20 protein-coding genes, 1 tRNA gene and 3 pseudogenes are annotated in these 21,407 nt (G+C 68.7%); 14 read left to right on the top strand and 10 right to left on the bottom strand.

Features of this window, described 5'->3' with window-relative positions; all coding sequences use genetic code 11:
- The first annotated feature begins 398 nt into the window (after positions 1-398).
- The gene (locus tag ACZ3H8_RS15810; RefSeq protein WP_398990179.1) at positions 399-1,406 is read left to right on the top strand and encodes a phosphotransferase; all 1,008 of its coding nucleotides are present in this window, start codon (positions 399-401) and stop codon (positions 1,404-1,406) included.
- 34 nt (positions 1,407-1,440) lie between these two features.
- Here the strand turns inward: ACZ3H8_RS15810 and ACZ3H8_RS15805 are convergent, their stop codons facing one another.
- Positions 1,441-2,967, bottom strand: coding sequence for a protein kinase domain-containing protein (locus ACZ3H8_RS15805; protein WP_467401945.1), 1,527 nt, complete (start codon positions 2,965-2,967; stop codon positions 1,441-1,443).
- A gap of 319 nt (positions 2,968-3,286) precedes the next feature.
- Here ACZ3H8_RS15805 and ACZ3H8_RS15800 point away from each other — a divergent pair, with 319 nt between their 5' ends.
- The 6 genes from ACZ3H8_RS15800 (at position 3,287) to ACZ3H8_RS15775 (ending at position 11,017) form a co-directional block, all read left to right on the top strand.
- Positions 3,287-4,942 carry a protein kinase domain-containing protein gene (locus ACZ3H8_RS15800; RefSeq protein ID WP_467401943.1) on the top strand — a complete coding sequence of 552 codons (1,656 nt, stop codon included), beginning with the start codon at positions 3,287-3,289 and terminating at the stop codon, positions 4,940-4,942.
- A 180-nt stretch (positions 4,943-5,122) separates the two neighbouring features.
- Positions 5,123-5,758 carry a hypothetical protein gene (locus ACZ3H8_RS15795; RefSeq protein ID WP_467401940.1) on the top strand — a complete coding sequence of 212 codons (636 nt, stop codon included), beginning with the start codon at positions 5,123-5,125 and terminating at the stop codon, positions 5,756-5,758.
- An 85-nt stretch (positions 5,759-5,843) separates the two neighbouring features.
- Positions 5,844-6,569 carry a PadR family transcriptional regulator gene (locus ACZ3H8_RS15790; RefSeq protein ID WP_467401938.1) on the top strand — a complete coding sequence of 242 codons (726 nt, stop codon included), beginning with the start codon at positions 5,844-5,846 and terminating at the stop codon, positions 6,567-6,569.
- A 173-nt stretch (positions 6,570-6,742) separates the two neighbouring features.
- Positions 6,743-7,495, top strand: coding sequence for an ABC transporter ATP-binding protein (locus tag ACZ3H8_RS15785; protein WP_467401936.1), 753 nt, complete (start codon positions 6,743-6,745; stop codon positions 7,493-7,495).
- Positions 7,492-10,356: an ABC transporter permease gene (locus tag ACZ3H8_RS15780; RefSeq protein ID WP_467401933.1), complete on the top strand. Its 2,865-nt coding sequence runs from the start codon at positions 7,492-7,494 to the stop codon at positions 10,354-10,356. Before ACZ3H8_RS15785 ends, ACZ3H8_RS15780 begins: the two co-directional genes overlap by 4 nt.
- 118 nt (positions 10,357-10,474) lie before the next feature.
- A complete protein-coding gene (locus ACZ3H8_RS15775) occupies positions 10,475-11,017 on the top strand; it encodes a bacterial proteasome activator family protein (protein WP_356224526.1) in 543 nt (180 codons plus the stop codon).
- A gap of 812 nt (positions 11,018-11,829) precedes the next feature.
- Here ACZ3H8_RS15775 and ACZ3H8_RS15770 read toward each other — a convergent pair.
- From ACZ3H8_RS15770 to ACZ3H8_RS15745, 6 genes and pseudogenes are all read right to left on the bottom strand, one after another.
- Positions 11,830-12,819, bottom strand: coding sequence for an NAD(P)H-quinone oxidoreductase (locus ACZ3H8_RS15770; RefSeq protein ID WP_467401929.1), 990 nt, complete (start codon positions 12,817-12,819; stop codon positions 11,830-11,832).
- A 26-nt stretch (positions 12,820-12,845) separates the two neighbouring features.
- Positions 12,846-13,526, bottom strand: a pseudogene (locus tag ACZ3H8_RS15765) (potassium channel family protein); the annotation flags it as partial.
- Positions 13,527-13,689: 163 nt separating this feature from the next.
- Positions 13,690-14,094, bottom strand: a complete 405-nt coding sequence (locus tag ACZ3H8_RS15760) for a hypothetical protein (RefSeq protein WP_467401927.1) — start codon at positions 14,092-14,094, stop codon at positions 13,690-13,692.
- 166 nt (positions 14,095-14,260) lie between these two features.
- Positions 14,261-14,350: transfer RNA gene (locus tag ACZ3H8_RS15755), tRNA-Ser, on the bottom strand.
- Between the two features lie 20 nt (positions 14,351-14,370).
- A complete protein-coding gene (locus ACZ3H8_RS15750; protein ID WP_467401925.1) occupies positions 14,371-14,616 on the bottom strand; it encodes a hypothetical protein in 246 nt (81 codons plus the stop codon).
- Between the two features lie 495 nt (positions 14,617-15,111).
- Complete coding sequence (locus ACZ3H8_RS15745; RefSeq protein ID WP_467401923.1) at positions 15,112-15,639, bottom strand: hypothetical protein; 528 nt, start codon at positions 15,637-15,639, stop codon at positions 15,112-15,114.
- Positions 15,640-16,258: 619 nt separating this feature from the next.
- On the opposite strand from ACZ3H8_RS15745, the gene ACZ3H8_RS15740 reads away from it, so the two are divergent.
- Both ACZ3H8_RS15740 and ACZ3H8_RS15735 read left to right on the top strand, forming a co-directional pair.
- Complete coding sequence (locus tag ACZ3H8_RS15740; protein WP_467401921.1) at positions 16,259-16,483, top strand: cold-shock protein; 225 nt, start codon at positions 16,259-16,261, stop codon at positions 16,481-16,483.
- A 180-nt stretch (positions 16,484-16,663) separates the two neighbouring features.
- A complete protein-coding gene (locus ACZ3H8_RS15735) occupies positions 16,664-17,014 on the top strand; it encodes a hypothetical protein (RefSeq protein ID WP_467401919.1) in 351 nt (116 codons plus the stop codon).
- A 122-nt stretch (positions 17,015-17,136) separates the two neighbouring features.
- Here the strand turns inward: ACZ3H8_RS15735 and ACZ3H8_RS15730 are convergent, their stop codons facing one another.
- Positions 17,137-17,439: a DUF6959 family protein gene (locus tag ACZ3H8_RS15730; RefSeq protein ID WP_467401916.1), complete on the bottom strand. Its 303-nt coding sequence runs from the start codon at positions 17,437-17,439 to the stop codon at positions 17,137-17,139.
- 132 nt (positions 17,440-17,571) lie between these two features.
- Between ACZ3H8_RS15730 and ACZ3H8_RS15725 the strand changes: the two genes are divergently transcribed.
- The 4 genes from ACZ3H8_RS15725 (at position 17,572) to ACZ3H8_RS15710 (ending at position 19,315) form a co-directional block, all read left to right on the top strand.
- Positions 17,572-17,922: a hypothetical protein gene (locus ACZ3H8_RS15725; protein WP_467401914.1), complete on the top strand. Its 351-nt coding sequence runs from the start codon at positions 17,572-17,574 to the stop codon at positions 17,920-17,922.
- A 6-nt stretch (positions 17,923-17,928) separates the two neighbouring features.
- Positions 17,929-18,255 (top strand): DUF6233 domain-containing protein, encoded by a 327-nt coding sequence (locus tag ACZ3H8_RS15720; protein ID WP_467401912.1) that lies wholly within the window; start codon positions 17,929-17,931, stop codon positions 18,253-18,255.
- 26 nt (positions 18,256-18,281) lie between these two features.
- Entirely contained in the window at positions 18,282-18,506 is a 225-nt protein-coding gene (locus ACZ3H8_RS15715; protein WP_467401910.1) for a hypothetical protein, read from the top strand.
- A gap of 320 nt (positions 18,507-18,826) precedes the next feature.
- Positions 18,827-19,315: an NUDIX domain-containing protein gene (locus tag ACZ3H8_RS15710; protein WP_467402297.1), complete on the top strand. Its 489-nt coding sequence runs from the start codon at positions 18,827-18,829 to the stop codon at positions 19,313-19,315.
- A gap of 24 nt (positions 19,316-19,339) precedes the next feature.
- Here the strand turns inward: ACZ3H8_RS15710 and ACZ3H8_RS15705 are convergent.
- Together ACZ3H8_RS15705 and ACZ3H8_RS15700 are read right to left on the bottom strand one after the other, a co-directional pair.
- Positions 19,340-19,490 (bottom strand): annotated as a pseudogene (locus ACZ3H8_RS15705) (IS110 family transposase); the annotation flags it as partial.
- A complete protein-coding gene (locus ACZ3H8_RS15700; protein WP_467401908.1) occupies positions 19,490-20,632 on the bottom strand; it encodes a N(5)-(carboxyethyl)ornithine synthase in 1,143 nt (380 codons plus the stop codon). The pseudogene ACZ3H8_RS15705 and the gene ACZ3H8_RS15700, both read right to left, overlap by 1 nt.
- Before the next feature lie 472 nt (positions 20,633-21,104).
- Here ACZ3H8_RS15700 and ACZ3H8_RS15695 point away from each other — a divergent pair.
- Positions 21,105-21,347 (top strand): annotated as a pseudogene (locus ACZ3H8_RS15695) (IS5/IS1182 family transposase); the annotation flags it as partial.
- Positions 21,348-21,407: the final 60 nt, after the last annotated feature.

Below are 21,407 nucleotides of genomic sequence, written 5' to 3'. Positions count from 1 at the left end.
GGTTCGCCGGTTGGCCAGTGCGGCTCGCCTGTTTCCCGTACCCGTGCACGGGGTGGGGTGCCGCTCGGCCGGAATCAGGCGTGACAGGTGTCCCGGCGAGCGCCCTGCCAATGGCACGTTACCCAGTGGGAAGCATTACTGCGAAACCCCATTTGACCTGCGATTTTGCTTGGATTTCCAAGTAAATCGAGAAATTCGGGAACAACCACTGGTCACAGCCTTGCAGGCCGCCGGAACACGGGCACGTTATCCCGGGCACCCCGGACACGGGAAGAGTAGATGTGCGAGACCGCTTTCGCGCGCGAAGAGGGAAAAATCATTCTATTTCTCTATGCACACTCTGGCATTATCTGCAAGAGCTGCCGCTCGGCCACGCTGCGTGATCTAGCATCTGGCGAGTGCCGCGCTCATCTGTAACTGCCCCACCCGTCGATGCGCTGCTGCGCCGCTACGCCGACCCGGGCGAACCCGTCTCCTGCGAGCCTGTCACCCAGGGGCTCCTGAACCGCGGCTACCGGCTCGCCACCACCCGTGGCGCGTACTTCCTCAAGCACCATCTCGACGGCGACCACGAGGCCATCGCCCGCCAGCACCGGGCCACCCAGCGGCTCCAGACGCTCGGCGTGCCGGTCGCGCCACCCGTCGAGGACGCGAACGGAGACACGGTCGCGGTCATCGGCGGGCGGTGTTACGCCCTGCACCCCTGGATCGACGGACGGCACCGCGACGGGGCACAGCTGACCACACTCCAGTCGCGGCGGCTCGGCTCACTCCTCGGCCTCGTACACACCTGTCTGGAGCAGGTCATGGCGGTGGACGCCACGGCGTGCCGGGAGTACGAGAGCGCCGACCCCGAGGAGACCTTCACGCTCATCGACGAACTGCTGGGGCTGGCGCGCAGTGCGCGGCCCCGGGACGCCTTCGACGGCCTCGCCGAGCACCGGCTGCTCGAACGGCGCGCGCTGCTGGAGCGCCATGCCGACCGCAGACCGCCGCCGGCCTCCGCGGGCGGCTGGGTGCACGGCGACTTCCACCCGCTGAATCTGCTCTACCGGGGCGCGGAGCCGGCCGCGATCGTCGACTGGGACCGGCTGGGTGTGCACCCGCGCGCGGAGGAGGCGGTACGGGCAGCGGCGATCTTCTTCGTCCAGCCGGCCGGGGAGCTGGAGCTGACGAAGGTACGGGCGTACGCACAGGCCTACCGGCGGGCGGCGGGCGCGGACGCGGCGGAGCTGGCGGCGGCGGTGCACCGGGTGTGGTGGGAGCGGCTCAACGACTTCTGGATCCTGCGCTGGCGCTACCAGCTGCACGACCGGAGGGCCGACCCGCAGTTTCCTGCGGCGTCGGCCCTGGCGGTGTGGTGGACGAGGGAGTACGAGGCGGTGTGCGAGGCCTTCGCGGGGTGAGACCGTCGCGGGGGTGAGACCGTCGCGGGGCCCGTCAGCCCCCGTTGCTTCCCGGGTCGCCCGGGTTGCCCGTCGACTGCGTCGGGTCGTCGGTCGGCTCCGTGGGATCGGCCGTGGTGGGGTCGTCCGTCGGGTCGCCGGTCGGCTCCGTCGGCTCGGCCGTGGTCGGGTCGTCCGTCGGCGTCTGCGGATCGCTCGGCGTGAACGAGGGAGGGTCGGACGGCGTCCAGGACGGCTGCTCATCGTCGCCCGTGGGGCCCGGCTCCTCGCTCTGCTCCGTCTCCTCGTCGGTCGGCGTCGGCGAGGTGTCCGGCGTGGACGGGGTCTGGGAGATTGTGGTGTTGTCCTTCGGGCTCTTGCCGGTGTTGCCCGCCTTGTCCAGCGCGAAGGCGACGCCCGCCGCGATGGCGATCACCGCGAGCACGGCGAACAGCCACATCTTTCCGCGACCGCCGCCCTTGCCGTTCCGGCCGTCCCGGTTACCGCCGTCGTATCCGCCGTCGTTCGGGTTCATCGGCGGCAGGATCGGGCTCTGCGAGGTCTCGCCGTGCACGGGGTGGTGCATCGCGGTCGGCCCGGTCGTCCCCATCGCCGGGGTGAATCCGCCGTCGTGCGTCTCGACGGGACCGGTGCCCCAGGTGCCGGTGTGGCTGCCCTGCTGCTGCAGCATCTGCAGCCCGTACTGCACCAGACCGCGCATCTCCTCCGCGCTCTGGAACCGGTCGTCCGGGTCCTTCGCGAGCGAGCGCATCACCAGACCGTCGAGCTCCGGCGGCACCGCGTCGGAGACGTCGGACGGCGGCACCGGGATGTCCTGGACATGCTGGTAGACCACCGAGAGCGGGGTCTCGCCGGTGAACGGGGGCCGCAGGGCGAGGAGTTCGTAGAGCAGACAGCCCGTGGCATACAGATCGGAGCGGTGGTCGACGGCCTTGCCCAGCGCCTGCTCGGGGGAGAGGTACTGCGGCGTGCCCATGACCATGCCGGTCTGGGTCATCGTCGATTGCGCGCCGTGCAGGGCGCGCGCAATGCCGAAGTCCATCACCTTCACCGCACCGGAGTTGGTGATGATGACGTTCGCGGGCTTGATGTCGCGGTGCACGATGCCGTGCTGGTGCGAGTAGGCGAGCGCCTCCAGCACCCCGGAGACGATGATCAGCGCCTGCTCGGGCGGCGGGGCCTCCGCGTTGACCAGCAGATCGCGGATGGTGCGCCCCTCGACCAGCTCCATCACGATGTACGGGACGGTCTGGCCGCCCACCACGTCCTCGCCGGAGTCGTAGACCGCGACCACGGCGTGGTGGTTGAGGCCGGCGACCGACTGTGCCTCGCGCGTGAAGCGGGCCTTGGAGACCGGGTCCTCGGCGAGGTCGGAACGGAGCAGCTTGACGGCGACCGTGCGGCCGAGCCGTACGTCCTCCGCCGCGAACACCTCGGCCATGCCGCCGCGTCCGAGACGGTGCGTCAGGCGGTAGCGGCCGTCGCCGACCACTCCGCCGATGCCCCAGGAGTCCGCCGCATCCGGCACTCCGCCGCCGCCTGCTTCGGGTTCGGGTGCCATCAGTCCTCGCCGTCGTAATCTGTCCGCGTGCGTACCGTGCCTGCGGGTGTTCGCTGTCGTCCTCAGGGTGCTCTGCCACGTCACGCTACAGCCTTCGCGTGAGTGGCCTCTTTCGATGTGGACCGGCCATCAAACCCGCTGCCCGTGCGGCCATGCAAATTCCATGCTTTTCCTGTAACGCTTCCGAGACGCTTCCTATGCGTACGGTCACGGAACGGGCACCTGGCTTGACGTGCCGGACCCCTCGGGCAGACTTGCCCCAAAGAGCAACGGGATCATCGCGGGCCATCGGGCCTTGCGCCGAGGGGGATGCACAGTCATGAGCCAGGACGGCGCACAGGGCCGCTATGCGGGTGGTTCCGTAGCGGGCGGCCGGTATCAGCTTCGCGACCTGCTCGGCGAAGGCGGCATGGCCTCCGTGTATCTGGCGTACGACTCGGCGCTCGACCGCCAGGTCGCCATCAAAACGCTCCATACGGAACTGGGGCGGGAGCAGTCCTTCCGCGAGCGGTTCCGGCGCGAGGCGCAGGCGGTCGCCAAGCTGTCGCACACCAATATCGTCTCGGTCTTCGACACCGGCGAGGACGAGCTCGACGGCTCGCTGATGCCGTACATCGTCATGGAGTACGTCGAGGGCCAGCCGCTCGGATCCGTACTGCAGGCGGATATTCAGCAGTATGGCGCGATGCCGGCCGACAAGGCGCTGAAGGTGACGGCCGATGTGCTGGCCGCGCTGGAGACCAGCCATGAAATGGGCCTGGTCCACCGCGACATCAAGCCCGGCAACGTGATGATGACCAAGCGGGGCATCGTCAAGGTGATGGACTTCGGCATCGCGCGCGCCATGCAGTCGGGCGTCACCTCGATGACGCAGACCGGCATGGTGGTCGGCACTCCGCAGTATCTGTCGCCCGAGCAGGCGCTGGGGCGCGGCGTCGACGCGCGGTCCGACCTGTACTCCGTCGGCATCATGCTGTTCCAGCTGCTGACCGGGCGGATCCCGTTCGACGCGGACTCGCCGCTGGCGATCGCGTACGCGCATGTGCAGGAGGAGCCGGTCGCGCCGTCCACGATCAACCGCTCCGTCACGCCCGCGATGGACGCACTGGTCGCGCGGGCGCTGAAGAAGAACCCCAACGAACGTTTCCCGAACGCCGCAGCGATGCGCGACGAGTGCGCGCGGGTGGCGAGCGCCGGGCAGACGGGCGCGCCGGTGATCATCGGCGGCGCTCCGGCGGCGAGCGGCGCGGGGGTGGGTTCCGCGGTGTTCCCGCCGCTGGATCAGTCGACTCCGGCGCCGCAGAGCGTGCAGACGCCGTACCAGCCGGGTCCGTACGGTCCGCCGACTCCGGCGCCGGCGCCCGCGCAGGCGCAGGCGCCCATGCAGAGTCACACGCCGGCTCCGACGCCGCAGTACGGCTATCCGCACACGCCGCCCCCTCCTGCCTACCAGACGCCTGGGCCGGTGGCGTCGACGCCGCCGCCGTACAACATCGCGCCCCAGACGAGGGTTTCGGGCGGCGGTGGCGGTGGCGGCAAGCGGAACATGCCGGTCATCGTGGGCGCGATAGTGGTGGCACTGCTGGCGGTCGGCGGCCTGATCACGGCGATCGCGCTGAACAAGAACTCGGGGGGCGGGGACAACACGGGCGGCGACCCGAGCTCGAGCGAGTCGGCTGATTCCGGGGGACTGGCTCCGGACCGCACCCGGACGATCGAGAAGACGAAGTGCTCGGAGGCCACGGAAGACGGCACGGACCCGGCGAAAGTCCAGGCCCCCGACCTCCTCTACAAGGACCTTCTGTCGGTGAAGGAGTGTCTGCGGGCCGCCGGGTGGACCTGGAAGGTGACCGAGGTGGACAACCCTCAGTACCCCAAGGACGCCGTGGTTGTGCAGTACCCCAGCCAGGGACAGGCCGTGGTGCCGGAGAACCAGGAGTTCGAGCTGACGATCTCCACGGGCAAGTCGGGGTAGCCCGAGCCGCACCGCACCCCCGGGGACGGCCCGGCACGCACTGCGTGTGCCGGGCCGTCCCCCATTCCCCTCCCCCGAGATGCCGGAAGTGTCAAGGCATGTGACGCTGAGTCCGATATGGGCGACATCTCGGCGACTTCTCGGCGACTCGGCACGGGAGGGGGTCCCCCCGTGACTCCAATGCTCCGCACACGGTGCGCGATCGCGGTCGCCGCGCTCCTGGTGCTGGCCACGCCCCTTGCGTACGCCGAGGAGTCCGAGGCCCCCGACCGCGCCCCGGCCGCCAGGCCTGCCGCCACGCCTGCCGCCGCGCCGACCGCTTCCGCCTCCGCTTCGCTCGCGGGGCGGCAGGCCGGGGAGGGGCGGAAGAGGCCCGGACGGACTTCCCAGTCGCACAGCCCGGACGAGTCCGAGAGCCCGGACGGCGAGGGCCGCCCCGACCGTGAGCCGTCCGCCGCACGGTCCGCATCGCCTTCCGAGTCCGAGTCCGATTCCGATTCTGCTTCCGCGTCTCGTTCTGCTTCGGCCACTTCGTCCCGTACGCGACCCTCCGCGCCGAAGTCCCCTTCTGCGGAGGACGAGGTACTCGAGACGGAGGAGCAGGAGGAGCAGGAGGAGGCCGAGGAGGCCGAGGAGGCCGAGGAGTTCCCGGCGCTCCCGCCCAGCCCGACGCCACCCGCCGCCGCACGTGACCAGGCACCCCAGGCACTACCCGAGCCTGTCGTGCACCAGATCTCCCCGCTGTCGCTGGGAGTCGGGATGGCGCTCATGGGGCTCGGAATCGGCTTCCTCGGGGTGCGGCTGCGGCGTCGTTGATCTTCTCGTCCTCCTCAGGATGGAGGCACAGACTCCGCCTCTCGATGGTTGGCGGCGGTCGGCATACCCGGTATACATACCGAGTATGTCCATCCGCCACGGGCTCCTTGCCCTCCTCGAGCACGGCCCTCGCTACGGCTCCCAGCTCCGCACGGAGTTCGAGTCGCGCACCGGAGCCACCTGGCCGCTCAACGTCGGTCAAGTCTATACGACCCTCAACCGCCTGGAGCGCGACGGAATGGTCGCCCAGGGCGGCGAGGACGACGCGGGCCATGCGCTCTACGTCATCACCGACGCCGGGCGCACCGAGCTGAAGAGCTGGTTCGCGACGCCGGTGGACCGCAGCAGCCCGCCCCGTGACGAGCTGGCGATCAAGCTCGCGATGGCGGTCGGTGCGCCAGGCGTGGACATCCGTGCCGTCATCCAGTCCCAGCGCCACCACACCGTGAAGGCGATGCAGGACTACACCCGGCTCAAGGCGCAGGCGCTGGCCGCGATCGAGGGCGGGGGCTCGCAGGAACGCGACGACGTGGCCTGGCTGCTCGTGCTGGAACAGCTGATCTTCCAGACCGAGGCGGAGGCGCGCTGGCTCGACCACTGCGAGGTGCGGCTCATCCGGATCTCCGCGGCGGCCGGCCGGGGCGCGGACCGCGGAGCGGAGCACACGACGGCCGCGTCCCTGCTCGGTACCCCGGCGGGGCGGGCGTCTTCGGCGTCTTCGACGGAGCCCCCATCGGCAGGCTCGGAGGGCCCGGCATCTCCGGCGGCGCCGTCAGGCTCGGCGCGCGCACGGCCCGCGCCGCCGACGTAGCCCGCCGAACGCCGCCGAAGTAGCCCGCCGAACGCCGCCGGCCGGCTCAGTCCGCCGAACGCCGCCGGCTGAGCCCACCGAAACGACGCGCTCGCCCAGCTCTCCCAATCTCCGTACATCCGCTCGCGGCATCCAGCCGCTCGTACACCGTCCGTCCAAGGGGGGACCCTTCCATGTCCGACCGTCAGTCACAGAAGTCACAGCAGCCAGTGCTGCAACTCCAGCAACTCACCCGCGTTCACGGCAGCGGCGCCACCGAGGTGCATGCCCTGCGCGGCATCAACCTCGATGTCTTTCCCGGCGAACTCGTCGCCGTCATGGGCCCGTCCGGCTCCGGCAAGTCCACGCTGCTCACCATCGCCGGCGGACTCGACACCCCCACCTCGGGGCGTGTGATCGTCGAGAACACCGACATCACCACCGCCGACCGCAAGACGCTCGCCGCTCTGCGCCGCCGCAGCATCGGCTATGTCTTCCAGGACTACAACCTCATCCCGGCGCTCACCGCCGCCGAGAACGTCTCCCTGCCGCGCGAGCTGGACGGCATCTCCGCACGCAAGGCCCGTACCGAGGCCGTCGCCGCGCTGGAGGAGATGGAGCTCGGTCATCTCGCCGACCGCTTCCCCGACGAGATGTCGGGCGGCCAGCAGCAGCGCGTTGCCATCGCCCGCGCCCTGGTCGGCGAGCGCCGGCTCGTCCTCGCCGACGAGCCGACCGGCGCCCTCGACTCCGAGACCGGCGAGTCCGTACTCGCCCTGCTGCGCTCCCGCTGCGACAGCGGCGCGGCCGGCATTCTCGTCACCCACGAACCGCGCTTCGCGGCCTGGGCGGACCGTGTGGTCTTCCTGCGCGACGGCGCGGTCGTCGACCAGACCATCCGCAGCCAGGCCGACTCGCTGCTCTCGGGCCAGGCGGCCGAGCTGTGAACAGTTGGTACCACTCCTGGCGGGCCGCGATCCGGATCGCCCGCCGCGACGCCTGGCGCTCCAAGGGACGCAGTTTCCTCGTTCTCGCCATGATCGCCCTGCCCATCCTCGGCGTGAGCGCCGCGGATCTGACCCTGCGCAGCGCCGAGCTGTCGACCGAGCAGAGCCTGGAGCGCTCGCTGGGCGCCGCCGACGCACGGCTGAACGACCCCGGCATGGGCGGGGTCGCCCTCATGCAGACCCCCGACGCCAACAGCTCAACGCCGGTGGGGGACTTCGAGAACAAGCCGTATCCCGAGGGCAAGACCGACGTCAACAAGGCACTGCCCACCGGCGCCAAGTCCCTGACGGACTCGCTTGGTTCGGGCAAGCTGCGCACCACCCACGGTCTGCTGAACACCGAGATCCGTGAGCTGAAGGCCTCGGACCCGTTGGCCAAGGGCATCATGGTCGTCGATCAGGGCCGGCTTCCGCAGAAGGCCGACGAGGTCGCCGCGACCACACACTTTCTGGAGACCAGCGGTCTGAAGGTGGGCTCCAAGCTCACGGCCCGCGGACTCGACCGTGAGTACAAGATCGTCGGCGCCTACGAACTCCCCGACACACTCGACACCGACCAGGTCAACGCGCTGCCGGGCGCCCTCCTCGCCCCGCTCGACAAGGCTCTGGAAAAGGCCGGGCTGCCCGTGACCGAGGCGAGCACCACGCATCTGGTGAGCGTTCCCGGTGGTTTCACGTGGAACATGGTCAAGGAGGCCAACGCCAAGGGCGTAACGGTCAATTCGCGCGCCGTGGCCCTCGACCCGCCCGCCAGGTCCGACGTTCCGATCTACCAGCAAGAGGGCTGGGGCGATTACGAGGAGAGCACGGCGGCCAAGGCCGCGGCGCTCGCCGCGGTCGGCACCGTCGTCGGCCTCGCGATGCTGGAGATCTGCCTGCTGGCAGGGCCCGCCTTCGCGGTCGGCGCGCGTCGCTCCCGCCGCCAGCTCGGTCTGGTCGGCGCGAACGGCGGCGACCGCCGCCACATCCGCGCCATCGTCCTCGCCGGCGGCCTGGTGATCGGCGTCGCCGCGGCGGTGGTCGGCACGGTTCTCGGCCTGCTCCTCACCTTCGCGCTGCAGCCGCTGCTCGAGGACTACATGGGCCAGCGGTTCGGCAGTTTCGACATACGGCCGCTGGAACTGCTCGGCATCGGGCTGCTCGCCGTGTTCACGGGCCTGATGGCCGCGATCGTCCCGGCCATCGCCTCGTCCCGCCAGTCCGTGCTGGCCTCGCTCACCGGCCGTCGGGGTGTACGCAAGAGCAGCCGGGTACTGCCGGTGATCGGCCTGATCGCGGTCGGGCTGGGCGCGGCGATCGCGCTCTACGGCTCGGTGATGACCGACCAGTACATCGTTGTCGCGGGCGGCAGCGCCATCGCCGAGCTGGGCGTGGTCGCGCTGACCCCCGCTCTGGTGGGCCTGTTCGGCCGGGCCGGACGTATCCTGCCGCTCTCCCCGCGGCTCGCGCTGCGGGACGCGGTACGCAACCGTGGCCGTACGGCTCCTGCCGTGGCCGCGGTGCTGGCCGCCGTCGCGGGCACCGTGGCCGTGGCGACGTACGCCGCGAGCGACGACGCCCAGGGCAAGGCGCAGTACGAGGCACGCCTCCCGCACGGCGCGGTCTCGGTGATGCTCGACGAGGCAGGCGGCCGTGACGTTCCGGCGGTGCGCGCCACCGTGCAGAAGATGCTGCCTATCGACCTACGGGCCGATGTGGACCGGATCTCGGTCGGCAAGACCAACTGCTCGATGTACGGCGGCGGGGAGGGCTGCGGCCGCTACGAGGTAGTGGTGCCCAGGGCAAACCAGTGCCCGCTGTGGATGACCGACCCGGCCCACCCGGACGAGGACCCCTCGGCGAAGTTCGACAAGGCCGAGCGCCGCAAGCTCGCCGACGACTGGCGCTGCAAGGAGCTCCCGGGCGGCGGCGGCTATGTCGACGGCGGTGTGCTGGTCGGTGACGCGAAGCTGCTGAAGGTGCTCGCGATCGATGACGCTGCGGCCGAGAAGGCGCTGGCGGCCGGGCAGATCGTGTCGTTCGACAAGCGCAACGTCGACACCAAGGGCAAGATCGGCATCCGTCTGATCACCGACACCAAGAAGGCCGACGAGGCCGCGCAGAAGGGCAAGGACGCGCCGGGCGAGATCAAGGCGTTCACCGCGCACCAGGTCGCGAGTGAGCCCAATTCGTACGGCGTCGCGATGATCCTTCCGCCTGCCGCGGCCAAGTCGGCGGGCATGAGCACGGTGCCGTTCGGGGCGTACTACTCGACGGACAAGATGCCGAGCAGTGAGCAGCGCCAGCGGCTGGACGGCGAGCTCGACAAGACCGGCTCGGACATCGACCTTCATGTCGAGGAGGGCTACACCAGCGAGAACAGCATCATCCTGCTGGCGCTGACCGTCTTCGCCGGGCTGATCACGATCGGCGCGGCCGGTATCGCCACGGGCCTGGCCCAGGCTGATGCCGAGGCCGACCTGAAGACGCTGGCGGCTGTGGGCGCGCCGCCACGGGTCCGCAGGACGCTCAGCGGATTCCAGTGCGGTGTGGTGGCCGCGATGGGTGTGGTCCTTGGCTCGGCGGCGGGTGTCCTGCCCGCGATCGGGCTCCGGCTCACCGAGAAGCGCGAGCAGATGAAGTGGTACCGGGAAGCGATGGACCAGGGCTACGGCTCGCTCAACTCGGTGCCGCACGTACCGATCATCGTGCCCTGGGAGACCCTGGCCGCGCTGCTCGTCGCGGTCCCGGTCGGCGCGGCGCTGCTGGCGGCGCTGGTGACCCGCTCCCGCGGCGCGCTGTCCCGCCGCGAAGCGACCTGATCGGCGGAGCCGGGCGAATCCAGCCATATCCAGCGGCTTTGTGCCCCCGTACAAGGGTGGATCACCCTTGTACGGGGGCACACCGTGTGGTGAGGCACATGTGCGAGAGAATGGCGGCATGGAGATGCCGAGGAATGAACGGTCGCAGGAGAGCCCCCACATTCTTGTCGTGGGACAGGACGGGATGGCACTCGGCGGCGGTGACGGTGACGACGAGTCGCGCGAGGTCCCGGTGACGGAAATGGTGGAACAGCCTGCCAAGGTCATGCGCATCGGCAGCATGATCAAGCAGCTGCTGGAGGAAGTCAGAGCAGCACCTCTGGACGAGGCGAGCCGGGTCCGGCTCAAGGAGATCCACGCCAGCTCGGTCAAGGAGCTGGAGGACGGCCTCGCCCCCGAACTGGTCGAGGAACTCGAACGTCTCTCGCTGCCCTTCACCGACGAGGCAATCCCCTCCGAGGCCGAACTGCGCATCGCACAAGCCCAGTTGGTGGGTTGGCTGGAGGGCCTCTTCCACGGAATCCAGACGGCCCTGTTCGCACAGCAAATGGCGGCCCGCGCCCAACTCGAACAAATGCGCAGGGCGCTCCCCCCGGGAGCCCCGCACGAGGACGACGAGGGCGGCCAGCACGGAGCGATCCGCTCGGGACCGTATTTGTAGGGGCGCAAGGGTACTGCGTACGGCGCTGGGGGTACTGCGTCCCCCAGCGCCGAGCCAATTCCGCGACTGGTACTGAGTACTGACAGCCCGCGCCGCCAGGGGCGGGGGCATCCGAGGCGCACGCCGCCACTCCGAGGTCCGCGCGGCCGGGGCGGCCGGGGGCGAAGCCCGCGCCAGAACCCCCAGCCCGGTCTGACAGGGCGGTCGGGGGCGCCGAGGCTCGGGCCACTCCGAGGTCCGCGCAGGAGGGGGCGGGGGGCGAAGCCCGCGCCGTCGCCCTCAGCGGCGGGGGTCACACGCCGCCAGCCCGAGCTGGCATGGCGGTCGGGTCCGAGGTCCCACCCGCCCTCAGCCCGCGCCGCCAGGGCGGCCGGGGGCAAAGCCCGCGCCGCCACCCGCAGCCCGCGCCGACGGGGTCCGAGGCCCTCGCCAGAACCCCCAGCCCGCTCCGGCAGGGCGGGCGGAGGCGAAGCCCGTGCCGCCACCCTCGAGCGTGGCCCGCGCCGTGCGAAGCCTGCACGGCAGCCGGGGTGTTGGGGCACGCAGTTGCCCCCACATTCAAGGACGCGACCCGCCGTGCGGCGAAGCCGGGTACGGCGGAGTCCGGAGTGCCGGGAGGGACCGGGAGGGAACGGTCCGCCGCTCTCCGCACCGAGGCCCGCCGTGCGGCGAAGCCTGCACGGCAGCCGGGGCGTGGGGGTGCGCAGTACCCCCACATTCAAGGGCGGGCGGGTGGGACAACCTGGCCCGCACCCCGGACCCCCGCCACGCGGCGCACCACACCGCAGCCGGCGCGCGAACCGCGGGCGCGCTCAGCCCCCCTCAGGCGCCACCAGCAGCACCTTGCCGACGTTCGCCCCGGCCTCCAGCACCCGATGGCCCTCCCCCGCATCCGCCATCCCCAGCTTCCGGTCCACGACCGCCCGCACCCGGCCCCCCTCGATCAGCGGCCACACATGCTCCCGCACCGCCGCCACGATCGCCGCCTTCTCGCCCAGCGGCCGCGCCCGCAGCGACGTCGCCGTCACCGCCGCCCGCTTCCCCAGCAGCGCCGCCAGGTTCAGCTCACCCTTGACGCCACCCTGCAGCCCGATCACGGCCAGCCGGCCGTTGACCGCCAGCGCCTGCACATTCCGGTCCAGATACTTCGCGCCGACGATGTCGAGGATGACGTCCGCCCCCGCCCCCTCCGTCGCCTTCCGCAGCTCCTCCACGAAGTCCTGCCCTCGGTAGTCGATCAGGATGTCCGCGCCCAGCTCCGCGCACCGCGCCAGCTTCTCGGGCCCGCCCGCCGTCACGGCCACCCGCGCACCCACCGCCTTGGCGAGCTGGATCGCCATCGTGCCGATCCCGCTCGCACCCCCGTGCACCAGCAGCGTTTCACCCGGCCGCAAGTGCGCGATCATGAAAACGTTCGACCACACCGTCGCGGTCACCTCCGGCAGCGCAGCCGCCGTGACCAGGTCCATCCCCTCCGGCACCGGCAGCAGTTGCCCCGCCGGCACGGCGACCTTCTCCGCGTAACCGCCGCCGGCGAGCAGCGCGCACACTTCCTCGCCCACGGCCCACCCGGAGACACCCTGCCCCAGGGCGACGATGCGCCCCGAGCATTCAAGGCCGGGGTACGGCGACGCCCCGGGCGGCGGGTCGTAGAAACCCTGACGCTGCAGCAGGTCGGCGCGGTTGACGGCGCTCGCCACGACCTCGACGAGGACCTCCCCCTCGCCAGGTACGGGATCGGGCACCTCGGCCCACACAAGCGCCTCGGGGCCGCCAGGTTCGGGAATCGTGATCGCATACATGGCCGCGAGGCTACTCCGGAGCGGCCCTATTCAGGGCGGTTGAGTGCTGCGCCTTCCTCGGCGCGCACGATGGTGATGAGGCGGTCCGTCAACTGCAATGGACTGGCCGCAGGATCGTCGTATCCGAGCAGCCGGTGCCCCCGCAGCACGCTCACCACCAGGTCATCCGTCTCCCGCACACTGCGCCCCACCTCGGCCTTTATCACCGGCCGCTCAATGAGGTCGAGCCCGCTGCCCTGCTGGATCAGGTCCTCCATCACCGTCCCCGCACTGGGGCTGAGCACGGACAGACCCAGCAGCCGCCCCGCCGCACTGGCACTGGTGATCACCGCGTCGGCGCCGGACTGCCGCAGCAGCGGCGCGTTCTCCTCCTCGCGCACCGCGGCGACGATCTTCGCTCCACGGTTGAGCTGCCGCGCGGTCAGCGTGACCAGCACCGCCGTGTCGTCGCGCTGCGTTGCGATGACAATCTGGCGCGCTTTTTGCACCTCGGCGCGGAGCAGCACATCACTGCGGGTCGCATCACCGACCACCCCCACAAAGCCGTCGGCGTTCGCGGCCTCGATCACCTTGCTGCTGGGGTCGACGACAACGATCTGCTCTTCCTTCAGGCCCGTGGCGGTCAGCGTCTGTACCGCGGACCGGCCCTTGGTGCCGAAGCCGACGATGACGGTGTGATCACGCAAGCGAAGCCTCCACGGCTTTAGGCAGCCACTTTGGGGCGAGCCTCTAAGATCATGGCCCCGATTCGGGCTGTTGCGGGCAGGCTAGGTGCTGCCCGAATCGCGGCCAGCGTAAGGGGCCATGATCACTCGCCCCAAAGCAGCTCCAGCCCAAAGCCGCTCCACCGACCTCACGCCGATGTCGTGCTCAGGTCTCGTCAAGAGCCTTCTGACGAGGCACCACAACAACTTGGTCCTCATCTTCGTAGATGATCTTTCCAGGTTCCAAGGACTCAGCTCGCTCGCAGGCAACACCATGCCCGGCAAGGATCTCCAAGTACCCATCCACGCGCTTGATCAGCTCAGCAGACGACACCTTGAACCACGCCACAGCGCCAGGGTTCAGTTGATGGTCATAAACGGTCGGATCGCTGTCTGACGGGTTGGCGTAGTTCGCGTCATACCAGTCGTTGTTAGTCCGCCGGAATCGCTCTTGCTCCTCGGTCAGCCGGCCCTCACGAGCCAGACCGTTGACCAGGGCGAAGACTCCGGGGAAATGGCCCCGCTCGCTTCGAGTGGTCCCTTGGAATCGCACGTACAACGCTTCCTGCAACAGAACGCCTCCGCCTCAGACCGCCACCGACACGTTGGATCATTCCATCAACGTGCCCCTCGCGTGCCCGAACGAGCGGGGAACCACGGGGAACGGCAGTCGGTCACGGAGTGCCGAAACAGTGAGAGCCCCCGACCGGTTTCGCTGGTCAGGGGCCGTTCACGTGCGGTGGGTGTGGGATTTGAACCCACGGTGGCATCGCTGCCACGACGATTTTCAAGATCGTTGATCGGTTGACTCGCCCATTGGCTCCACCGACCTCGACGCGTCGCTCCGTCACTGGCCCGCCTGCTCCCTCCCAAGAGTTCGAGTTCTCCAGTAGGCCATGGCCTCCGCGCCGAAGCCGGCCGCTACGAACAGGCATCCCAGCCAGAAGAGCGACGTGCTCTGCCGCTCCACGCCGCCAAGCAGCATCACCACCATGCCGAGGACGGGAAGAAAAACCGCGCCAGCCGTCCACCACTGGCCTTTACGAACTTGGACAACCGCGGAGGCCAGCCCGAGCACGAAGACCAGCGTCATCACTGCCATTGCTATCCACATGACGGCAGTCTGCCGTGTCTCCTGCCACATACCCGCCACGTGCTCGATCGGCAGTGGGCTGGGGCGCCTGCGGGCCGTCCGAGGCCGGTCAGCAGCGCTCGCTATAGGCGAAGTACAGCAGCGGAGTACCGCAACCACAGCAACCGTCCACGTCCGCTAACGTCCCTCCAGGACCTTGAAGCGACCGGTATGACCGACGCTGACCGATCCGGCTAGAGCTACGGAACAGAAGATGGCCGTGCCCCATCCGTGCCCGATAGGGCGATCAGCCACGGTCAACCGGGGCGCGTGGTGGCGCAGATACTCGTTAGCAGGACCATCGCCCCCGGACGGCTGCCCAGCGCAGACGCGTCCGCGACCGGTGCCAGGCTTACAGAAAGTGGTCGTGAATCTCCCACCTAGCTCTGATCGGCCCTGGGGCGTGGCCGATGGTCACCGACGTTCGGTGACTGAGTCAGTGGCCCAGCAGGCCGATCAGGACGCCTCCATCGCCGCGCGCGCCGATTCAACAAACTGCCCCTGGCGCCGCAGATACGCCTCCCGCACTTCGTCGAAGCGAGCGCGTGCATCGGCGTCACCGCGGGTGATATGCCACAGGCACCGGTTGACCTCCAGCGCCGCGTCCAAGACGGCCTGGGCCGCTACGGCGGTCGTGGACGGGCCTTCCAGGATGACGACACGGACGCTGTGCATGAGAGGGGCGTAGGCTTCGCGTAGCTCCGAACGTAGATCCTCAAGGCGCGCCAGCTGCTGGTCCGGGCTGGAGATCTCGTGAAACGCATTAATGATCCTCCGGTACAACTCGCCGGTGACGTGGGCGCGTTCCATCAGCTCGAGGTAAGCCTCCCGCTGCAGCTCCCGCACACGTCCCCGATGCTGAGCCTGTACCGAAGCCTCGACTTGGACCCGGGCGGTCCGCACGTTCCCCAGGTTGGTCACCCAGCTTGCGAAGACGGCCGTGCCGCCAGTAAAAGCTGCGACCCACATCGCGCTGTCCCCCACACCAATTAGTCTCGGTGAGGTGCTGGCCGCTGTCGAGGGCCACTCTCGACCTGCCCGGCGGATCCTGGCGGAGAAGCGGTGCCCTGGACCAGGCCACGGCTGCGCCGCGCCGTGCGATCGGGCGGTGAGTGTCTAACTGCGTGACAACGCCGACGAACAGCCACGGACGAGCACGGAAGTCCACAGACCATCAACACAGGTGCGCGGCGTACAAACCCAAGGTAGCGGCCCCGCCCAGGTTGCTTCGGGACGAAGAGGTCTCGTCGCCAGGGGCGGTGGGAGGGGGCGGTGCGCTGGCGCGACTGGAGTCCCGAGGCGACCCTGGGGACCTTTCAATTCCCGCCCCCCTTGGCCGCCGTGCCCTCAACGGGGACATCGAACCGGCCCATCGCGCCAGCAGCTAACACCTGACAACGTCCTGGCGTCGGCCAGGGCCATCCGCACAGACGTGCCAGATCGCCGGGAACCACGGGGAATGGCAGAGACCAGGTCGTTGGCCAGTCAGGCGCCGTAACCGCTCCGCCACAGGTCAGCCCGGCAATTGCCCGTAGAAGACCCCAGCTTCCCAAGCTGAGGTCCCAAGTACGCCGGCGCAAACAGAGCCCATAAGGTTCGGCTCATGGTGACTGCGACTGTCCGCGAGTGGCGCGACGAGGAAGGGTGGGGCGTGCTCGACTCCCCCGAGACTCCCGGCGGCTGCTTTGGCCACTACTCCGACATACAGATGACTGGGTTCCGCACCCTGGCGCCCGGACAGCAAGTGGACCTCACGTGGGAAGCCCCCGGCTTCAAACAGGACGGGTACGACTACCGCGCGGTGAGCATCGTGCCTCGACCTGCCTGACATCCGCACCTGACATCAACGACAGCGCACGACCACGGTCCCCAGCGGTTCGCTGTGCCATCGCACCCCCTACCCCGGCATCCAGTGGCGTCCTGTTGATCAAACTCCTGAAGCGTGTGTCACACGATGCTGGGGGACGCTGCGCCTCGGATGTCAGAGTCTGGTGAGAGCGTGTCCCGCATGGAGGACACACACTTTGATCTGCCTGAGGTGAGTAGCCCGGAGCAGGCCGTGATTGCTCACTTCCAGCTTGGCGGCGAAGGCTTCGGTGCGCCTGGCCAGCGCGCGCTCGTTTTCGATGCAGAGCGTGCCATGACGGAAGCCGTCGAGGATGCGGGCGTAGGTGAGGTGGAGGGCAACGAGTTCGGTGGAGGCGAGGCTGTGCTGTACGCGTACGGCCCGGATGCCGACGCTCTGTTCAGGGTCATGGAAGCGACCTTGCGCGCACTGCCGTTCCGGCCGGCGCACGTCGTTCTCCGGCGCGGGGACGCGGGGGATCCCGAAGCCGCTGAGTCTCGCGTGGAGTTGTGAGGTCCGTGCCAGATCCGTGCCAGGTTGCACGGGCAGCCTCGGTCAACGACGGGCACATCGGTACCGCACGGAGCCCGCTCGATTCTGCGAACTTGCTGCTCAGGACACCCGCCCGCCGTGGATCAGCGGTGATTCCCAAGCTCAGGGTCTTCGCGAGGTCGGTACGGCCGCGGGATCTCGTACGCTTCCAGCGCATCGGCGTAGCGCGTCAACAGCGCGTCGAGGTCGGCCAGCAGGAGGCCAGCGGTTTCCCGGGCCCCGGCCACGTCGCCCTGGTCGAAGGCTTCCACCACTTCGGCAACGTCGCTGCGGAGGATGGAGAGAGAGTCACCCTGGATCAGTACACCGGGAAATCGGCGGCCGGGCAGGCGCACCACAGCGTTGTTGCCACCGTCCGTGAACAGCTCAACCTCGACTCGTTCCATATGGCCATCCAACCTGACATCACCGTCTGACTGTGAGGATGTCGATGGCGCCGCCCCGGGGTCAGACTCGCTGGCACACACGCGACCGCACGGTGCTCGCCAACTGAAATCGAACAGACGTACCATTCTGGTGTGGCTGAAACGTACGACTTCCCCGACGATCTCCGTGCCGCGCAGCTCGACCTGCACCGGACGCGTGCTGAGTACGCGGCGCTGTGTCGTACCTTGCCCTGGTCGGTGACCCCGGAGCCCGGCTGGACGAGCGAGAAGCACGTACTCGGCGACCGGGTCGTGTCCTTTCCCGACAGCCCCGGCTACACCACGGAACAGACAGCGGAGGTGGAGCGGTTGCGCCGACGGCTGCTCGATCTGTCGGTCATGGTGAGCACGCATCCGTACTGGGCGACCCTGACGGCGGACGTGGTCGATGCGCGGATGGCTCTCAAGCACGCCCATCAGCAGGCCGAGGCCAAGGCGGCGTAGACCGTCATGGCCGAGCGCCCACCATCGCGGCTGGAACTTCTGCGCTTCCTGGAGCGGGTCCAGCTTCAACAGCTCCAGCAGACAAAACGCTGGCTGGAGCAAGAGGAGGACCGAGCCCTGCATTCTGCCCACGTTCCGCCACCACTGCCGGAGTGGAAGATCGAGATGAGCCGCGGCGGGCGACACGCCATCGCCGTCCATACCGGGGACTGCACGCACGGCGGCGCACCGCGGGCCAAGCCGATCAGCCGCGAGCAGGCACTCGCCGCCCTCGCCGCGCACGTCGAACCCTGCACCATCTGCCGCCCCGACCGAGACCTCGGCACGCTGTGACCGACCACCCGTCGCAGCCCGGAGACATGAGAAGCGCACCGATCGTCGTGCACCGGATCTCCCCGACCGGCGGCCGACGGGTCACCGTGCGGGACCAGATCATGGGCCTCGCCCACTCCGACCGAGACCTGCTGGAATTCCTCCGCCAAGCAGGCCTACCCGACGCAGAAGACCGCCTCGACGACCCGACCTGGGTCGAATGGTTCAGCGGCAGAGCACACGAGTACAAGCCGGACGATCCTCCGAGCTGAGCGCCGCCCCTTGGCCCACACGCGAAAGCGCCGCCGTCTCAGTTTCCCTCTCATTCAGCCGCGTTCACCATCGTTCAGACCCGACCCAGTCCAAGTCCCGCTGCACCAGTCACACCGCCATGGCCCCAGGTGAACGACCCTGGACATGCCCCTCAGCGACACCAACAGACTTGAAAAGCGTGCGCATGTCGGCACTGCCGGCGAGCACGATGCGCCATGGCGACGGACAGGACTGCGCCGACGATGTGCCCGCCCGGGCGTCGAAGGCAGCGGGCCACCTCAGCTCGCTTTACCCAACCGAGAAACGGCCCGTACGAGAGCTGCCACGTCATGAGCCGCAGCCGCCGGCAGCACCACGCGCAGCCCCCAATGCCCCCAAGCCGAACAGTTTGGTTGTCGCAGCGTCCGCAGTCGTGACCGACGAGACGGGGCGCATCCTTCTCCAACGACGCCGTGACAACGAACTCTGGGCACTGCCCGGCGGCGGCATGGACATGAGCGATTCACTGCCCGGCACGGCTGTACGGGAGGTCAAAGAAGAGACGGGCCTCGACGTGGAGATCACGGGTCTTGTCGGCACGTACACGGACCCCCGCCACGTGATCGCCTACACGGACGGCGAGGTGCGCCGTCAGTTCAACGTCTGCTTCACAGCACGCGTGGTTGGCGGTCGACTCGCCATCTCTGACGAGTCCACGGAACTACGTTTCGTGTCGACGGAGGAGCTCGAAGCGCTGCCCATGCACCACACACAGCGGCTGCGGATCCAGCACTTTCTGGAGCACCGAGAGCGGCCGTACCTCGGCTAGTAGTGCTGGATTCCGGACGGCACCGCGGGTGATGGCCTGGGTTCGGGCTTTGACTGCGGACGTCTGGGCCACTCTCAAGATTCGCAACGCCTCGACAGAGCCGTCACCGAGCTTCGCTGTTGCGGTGGCTCGGCCGGACAGCATGCGCTGCTGCTTCGGCGTCGATCGTGTCGGTCAGTCGGGCGGGTGCGGGTACTGATCCGAACGGTGCTGGAACGCCAGGATGCTGGGGTTCTGGATGACACCGTCGCGGATCTCGATGGCGCGGCGGATGGTCTCGTTGGACTCCCAGGTGCTGTGTCCGGTGAGCACGGCCCGCAGGAAGGGGAGCAGGGCCTCGCTGTTCTCCCAGGTCGCGGAGTTCCACAGGTAGGACGGGCTGTGGTCCACGCCGTAGTAGAGGATGTTCTCGCCGACCACGAACGTCGGCTCGATGAACGATGTCGGCCGCGCCCAGCTGAAGCCCATGCCCTCGTCGCAGGAGACATCGATGATGAGGGTGCCCGGTGCGAGCAGACCGAGGTCGTCGTCGCTGAGGAACATCAGCGGCGCCGCGGTGTCCTGCAGTACGCAGTTGACGATGATGTCGTGCTCGGCGAGGAATCCGGATAGTGGTACTCGGCCGGCGTCGGAGAGGGCGTAACTGCGGCGGGTGTCGGCTTCGTCACGGTCGAACTGTATGATCCGCGCCGAATGGATCGGCGAGCTGACGGCTGTGACGCCACGTTGAGTGAGGACGTCGACGTCGTGCACGCCCAGGGCGCTCAGAGCGGTCACGGCTCCGCGGGCGGTCGCGCCGAAGCCGAGCACGGCCGCTCGAAGCCGACGGCCGTAGTCGCCCGTCGAGCCGTTGATCTGCAAGGCGTGAAGTACGGAGGAGTAGCCGGCCAGCTCGTTGTTCTTGTGGAAGACGTGCAGGTTGAACGAGCCGTCGTTGGTCCAGTGGTTCATCGCCTCGAAGGCGATCAACGTCAGCTTCCGGTCGATCGCCACCTGAGTGAGCCTTTTGTCCTGGACGCAGTGCGGCCAGCCCCAGAGGACCTGTCCATAGCGCAGTTCCTCGAGATCTTCCTGCAGCGGTTTGGCCAGCAGGACGACATCGCACTCAGTGATGAGCTGCTCTCGGGAGCGAAACCCGGCGACGAGGGGCGCCAGCTTCTCGTCGGGGATGCCGAAGCGCTCCCCGTACCCGCGTTCAAGGAAAATACGTTCCCGGAGGTCCGAGTCGATCTGGTCGAAGTGTGAGGGGTGAATCGGCAGTCGACGCTCGTTCTCTTTACGTGACTGTGCCATCACTCCGAGAGTGAGAAAGTGCACGTGCACCCCCTTCGAGTGATGCTGTCCAGCATAGATCAGCACGTCACGGACGCGTGATCACGAGGAGCCGGCCCGCAGGCCGAAGCGGGGCGCCGACCACCACCTGGCCATCGATGCGCCCCCAAGACCGACGCCAGGCAAAATCCCGAAGTCACCGTAGCCGCAATTTGATGGGCCATCAATTTTCTTTATTTTCAAGACATTTGACTCCCCCCATTCTTGCGGCGCGTTGATTCCTTATAGAATTCTGACCACGCTATGGAGCAGAGCCGAGCCTCACGCGTCGCCATTCGTCGTCATCGTCGCCGAAAGGCGGCCCGGGTGAGGTGTTCATGAGGAGCGCAACCGAGGCCCGAGCCTCGGTTGCCGGTCTTAGGAAGAGGCAGTCGCGTCTTCGGCTGGGGCATCCGAGATCCGAATTTGGCTGCCGCCAAGCGCAACCGCCCGAACAGCTGCGCCCCGCAGCCCGTGTCGCCAGTACTTGCGGCGAAGGCGCATCCGGCACACGATCCCGGAGAAGACCGACAGCCAGGCCGCCCGCCTGCGCAAAGGCTCACGTGGCGGACGGCCACCCGGCTTCGACGAAGAGCGGTACAAGAAGCGCAACACCGTCGAGCGGGCGATCAACAGGCTCAAGCAGTCCAGAGCGGTAGCCACCAGGTATGACAAGCGCGGCTACGTCTTCCTCGACACCGCGACAGCCGCCGTCTGGCTCCGAACTAGAGCCGTGGCGAGCTCAGATCAAGCCTCCCGCATGCACACCATTCGCCGGTCC

This window comes from Streptomyces sp. NPDC002868 (genome assembly GCF_055563295.1).
This window is presented reverse-complemented; position numbering and strand designations above follow the sequence as displayed.

Coding starts and splice junctions, on each gene's coding strand:
- ACZ3H8_RS15740 (WP_467401921.1), top strand. CDS start 16,259: ATGGTGACTGCGACTGTCCGCGAGTGGCGCGACGAGGAAGGGTGGGGC.
- ACZ3H8_RS15775 (WP_356224526.1), top strand. CDS start 10,475: ATGGAGATGCCGAGGAATGAACGGTCGCAGGAGAGCCCCCACATTCTT.
- ACZ3H8_RS15795 (WP_467401940.1), top strand. CDS start 5,123: ATGCTCCGCACACGGTGCGCGATCGCGGTCGCCGCGCTCCTGGTGCTG.
- ACZ3H8_RS15750 (WP_467401925.1), bottom strand. CDS start 14,616: ATGACGCTGGTCTTCGTGCTCGGGCTGGCCTCCGCGGTTGTCCAAGTT.
- ACZ3H8_RS15805 (WP_467401945.1), bottom strand. CDS start 2,967: ATGGCACCCGAACCCGAAGCAGGCGGCGGCGGAGTGCCGGATGCGGCG.
- ACZ3H8_RS15800 (WP_467401943.1), top strand. CDS start 3,287: ATGAGCCAGGACGGCGCACAGGGCCGCTATGCGGGTGGTTCCGTAGCG.
- ACZ3H8_RS15770 (WP_467401929.1), bottom strand. CDS start 12,819: ATGTATGCGATCACGATTCCCGAACCTGGCGGCCCCGAGGCGCTTGTG.
- ACZ3H8_RS15790 (WP_467401938.1), top strand. CDS start 5,844: ATGTCCATCCGCCACGGGCTCCTTGCCCTCCTCGAGCACGGCCCTCGC.
- ACZ3H8_RS15785 (WP_467401936.1), top strand. CDS start 6,743: ATGTCCGACCGTCAGTCACAGAAGTCACAGCAGCCAGTGCTGCAACTC.
- ACZ3H8_RS15720 (WP_467401912.1), top strand. CDS start 17,929: ATGGCCGAGCGCCCACCATCGCGGCTGGAACTTCTGCGCTTCCTGGAG.
- ACZ3H8_RS15715 (WP_467401910.1), top strand. CDS start 18,282: ATGAGAAGCGCACCGATCGTCGTGCACCGGATCTCCCCGACCGGCGGC.
- ACZ3H8_RS15735 (WP_467401919.1), top strand. CDS start 16,664: ATGGAGGACACACACTTTGATCTGCCTGAGGTGAGTAGCCCGGAGCAG.
- ACZ3H8_RS15730 (WP_467401916.1), bottom strand. CDS start 17,439: ATGGAACGAGTCGAGGTTGAGCTGTTCACGGACGGTGGCAACAACGCT.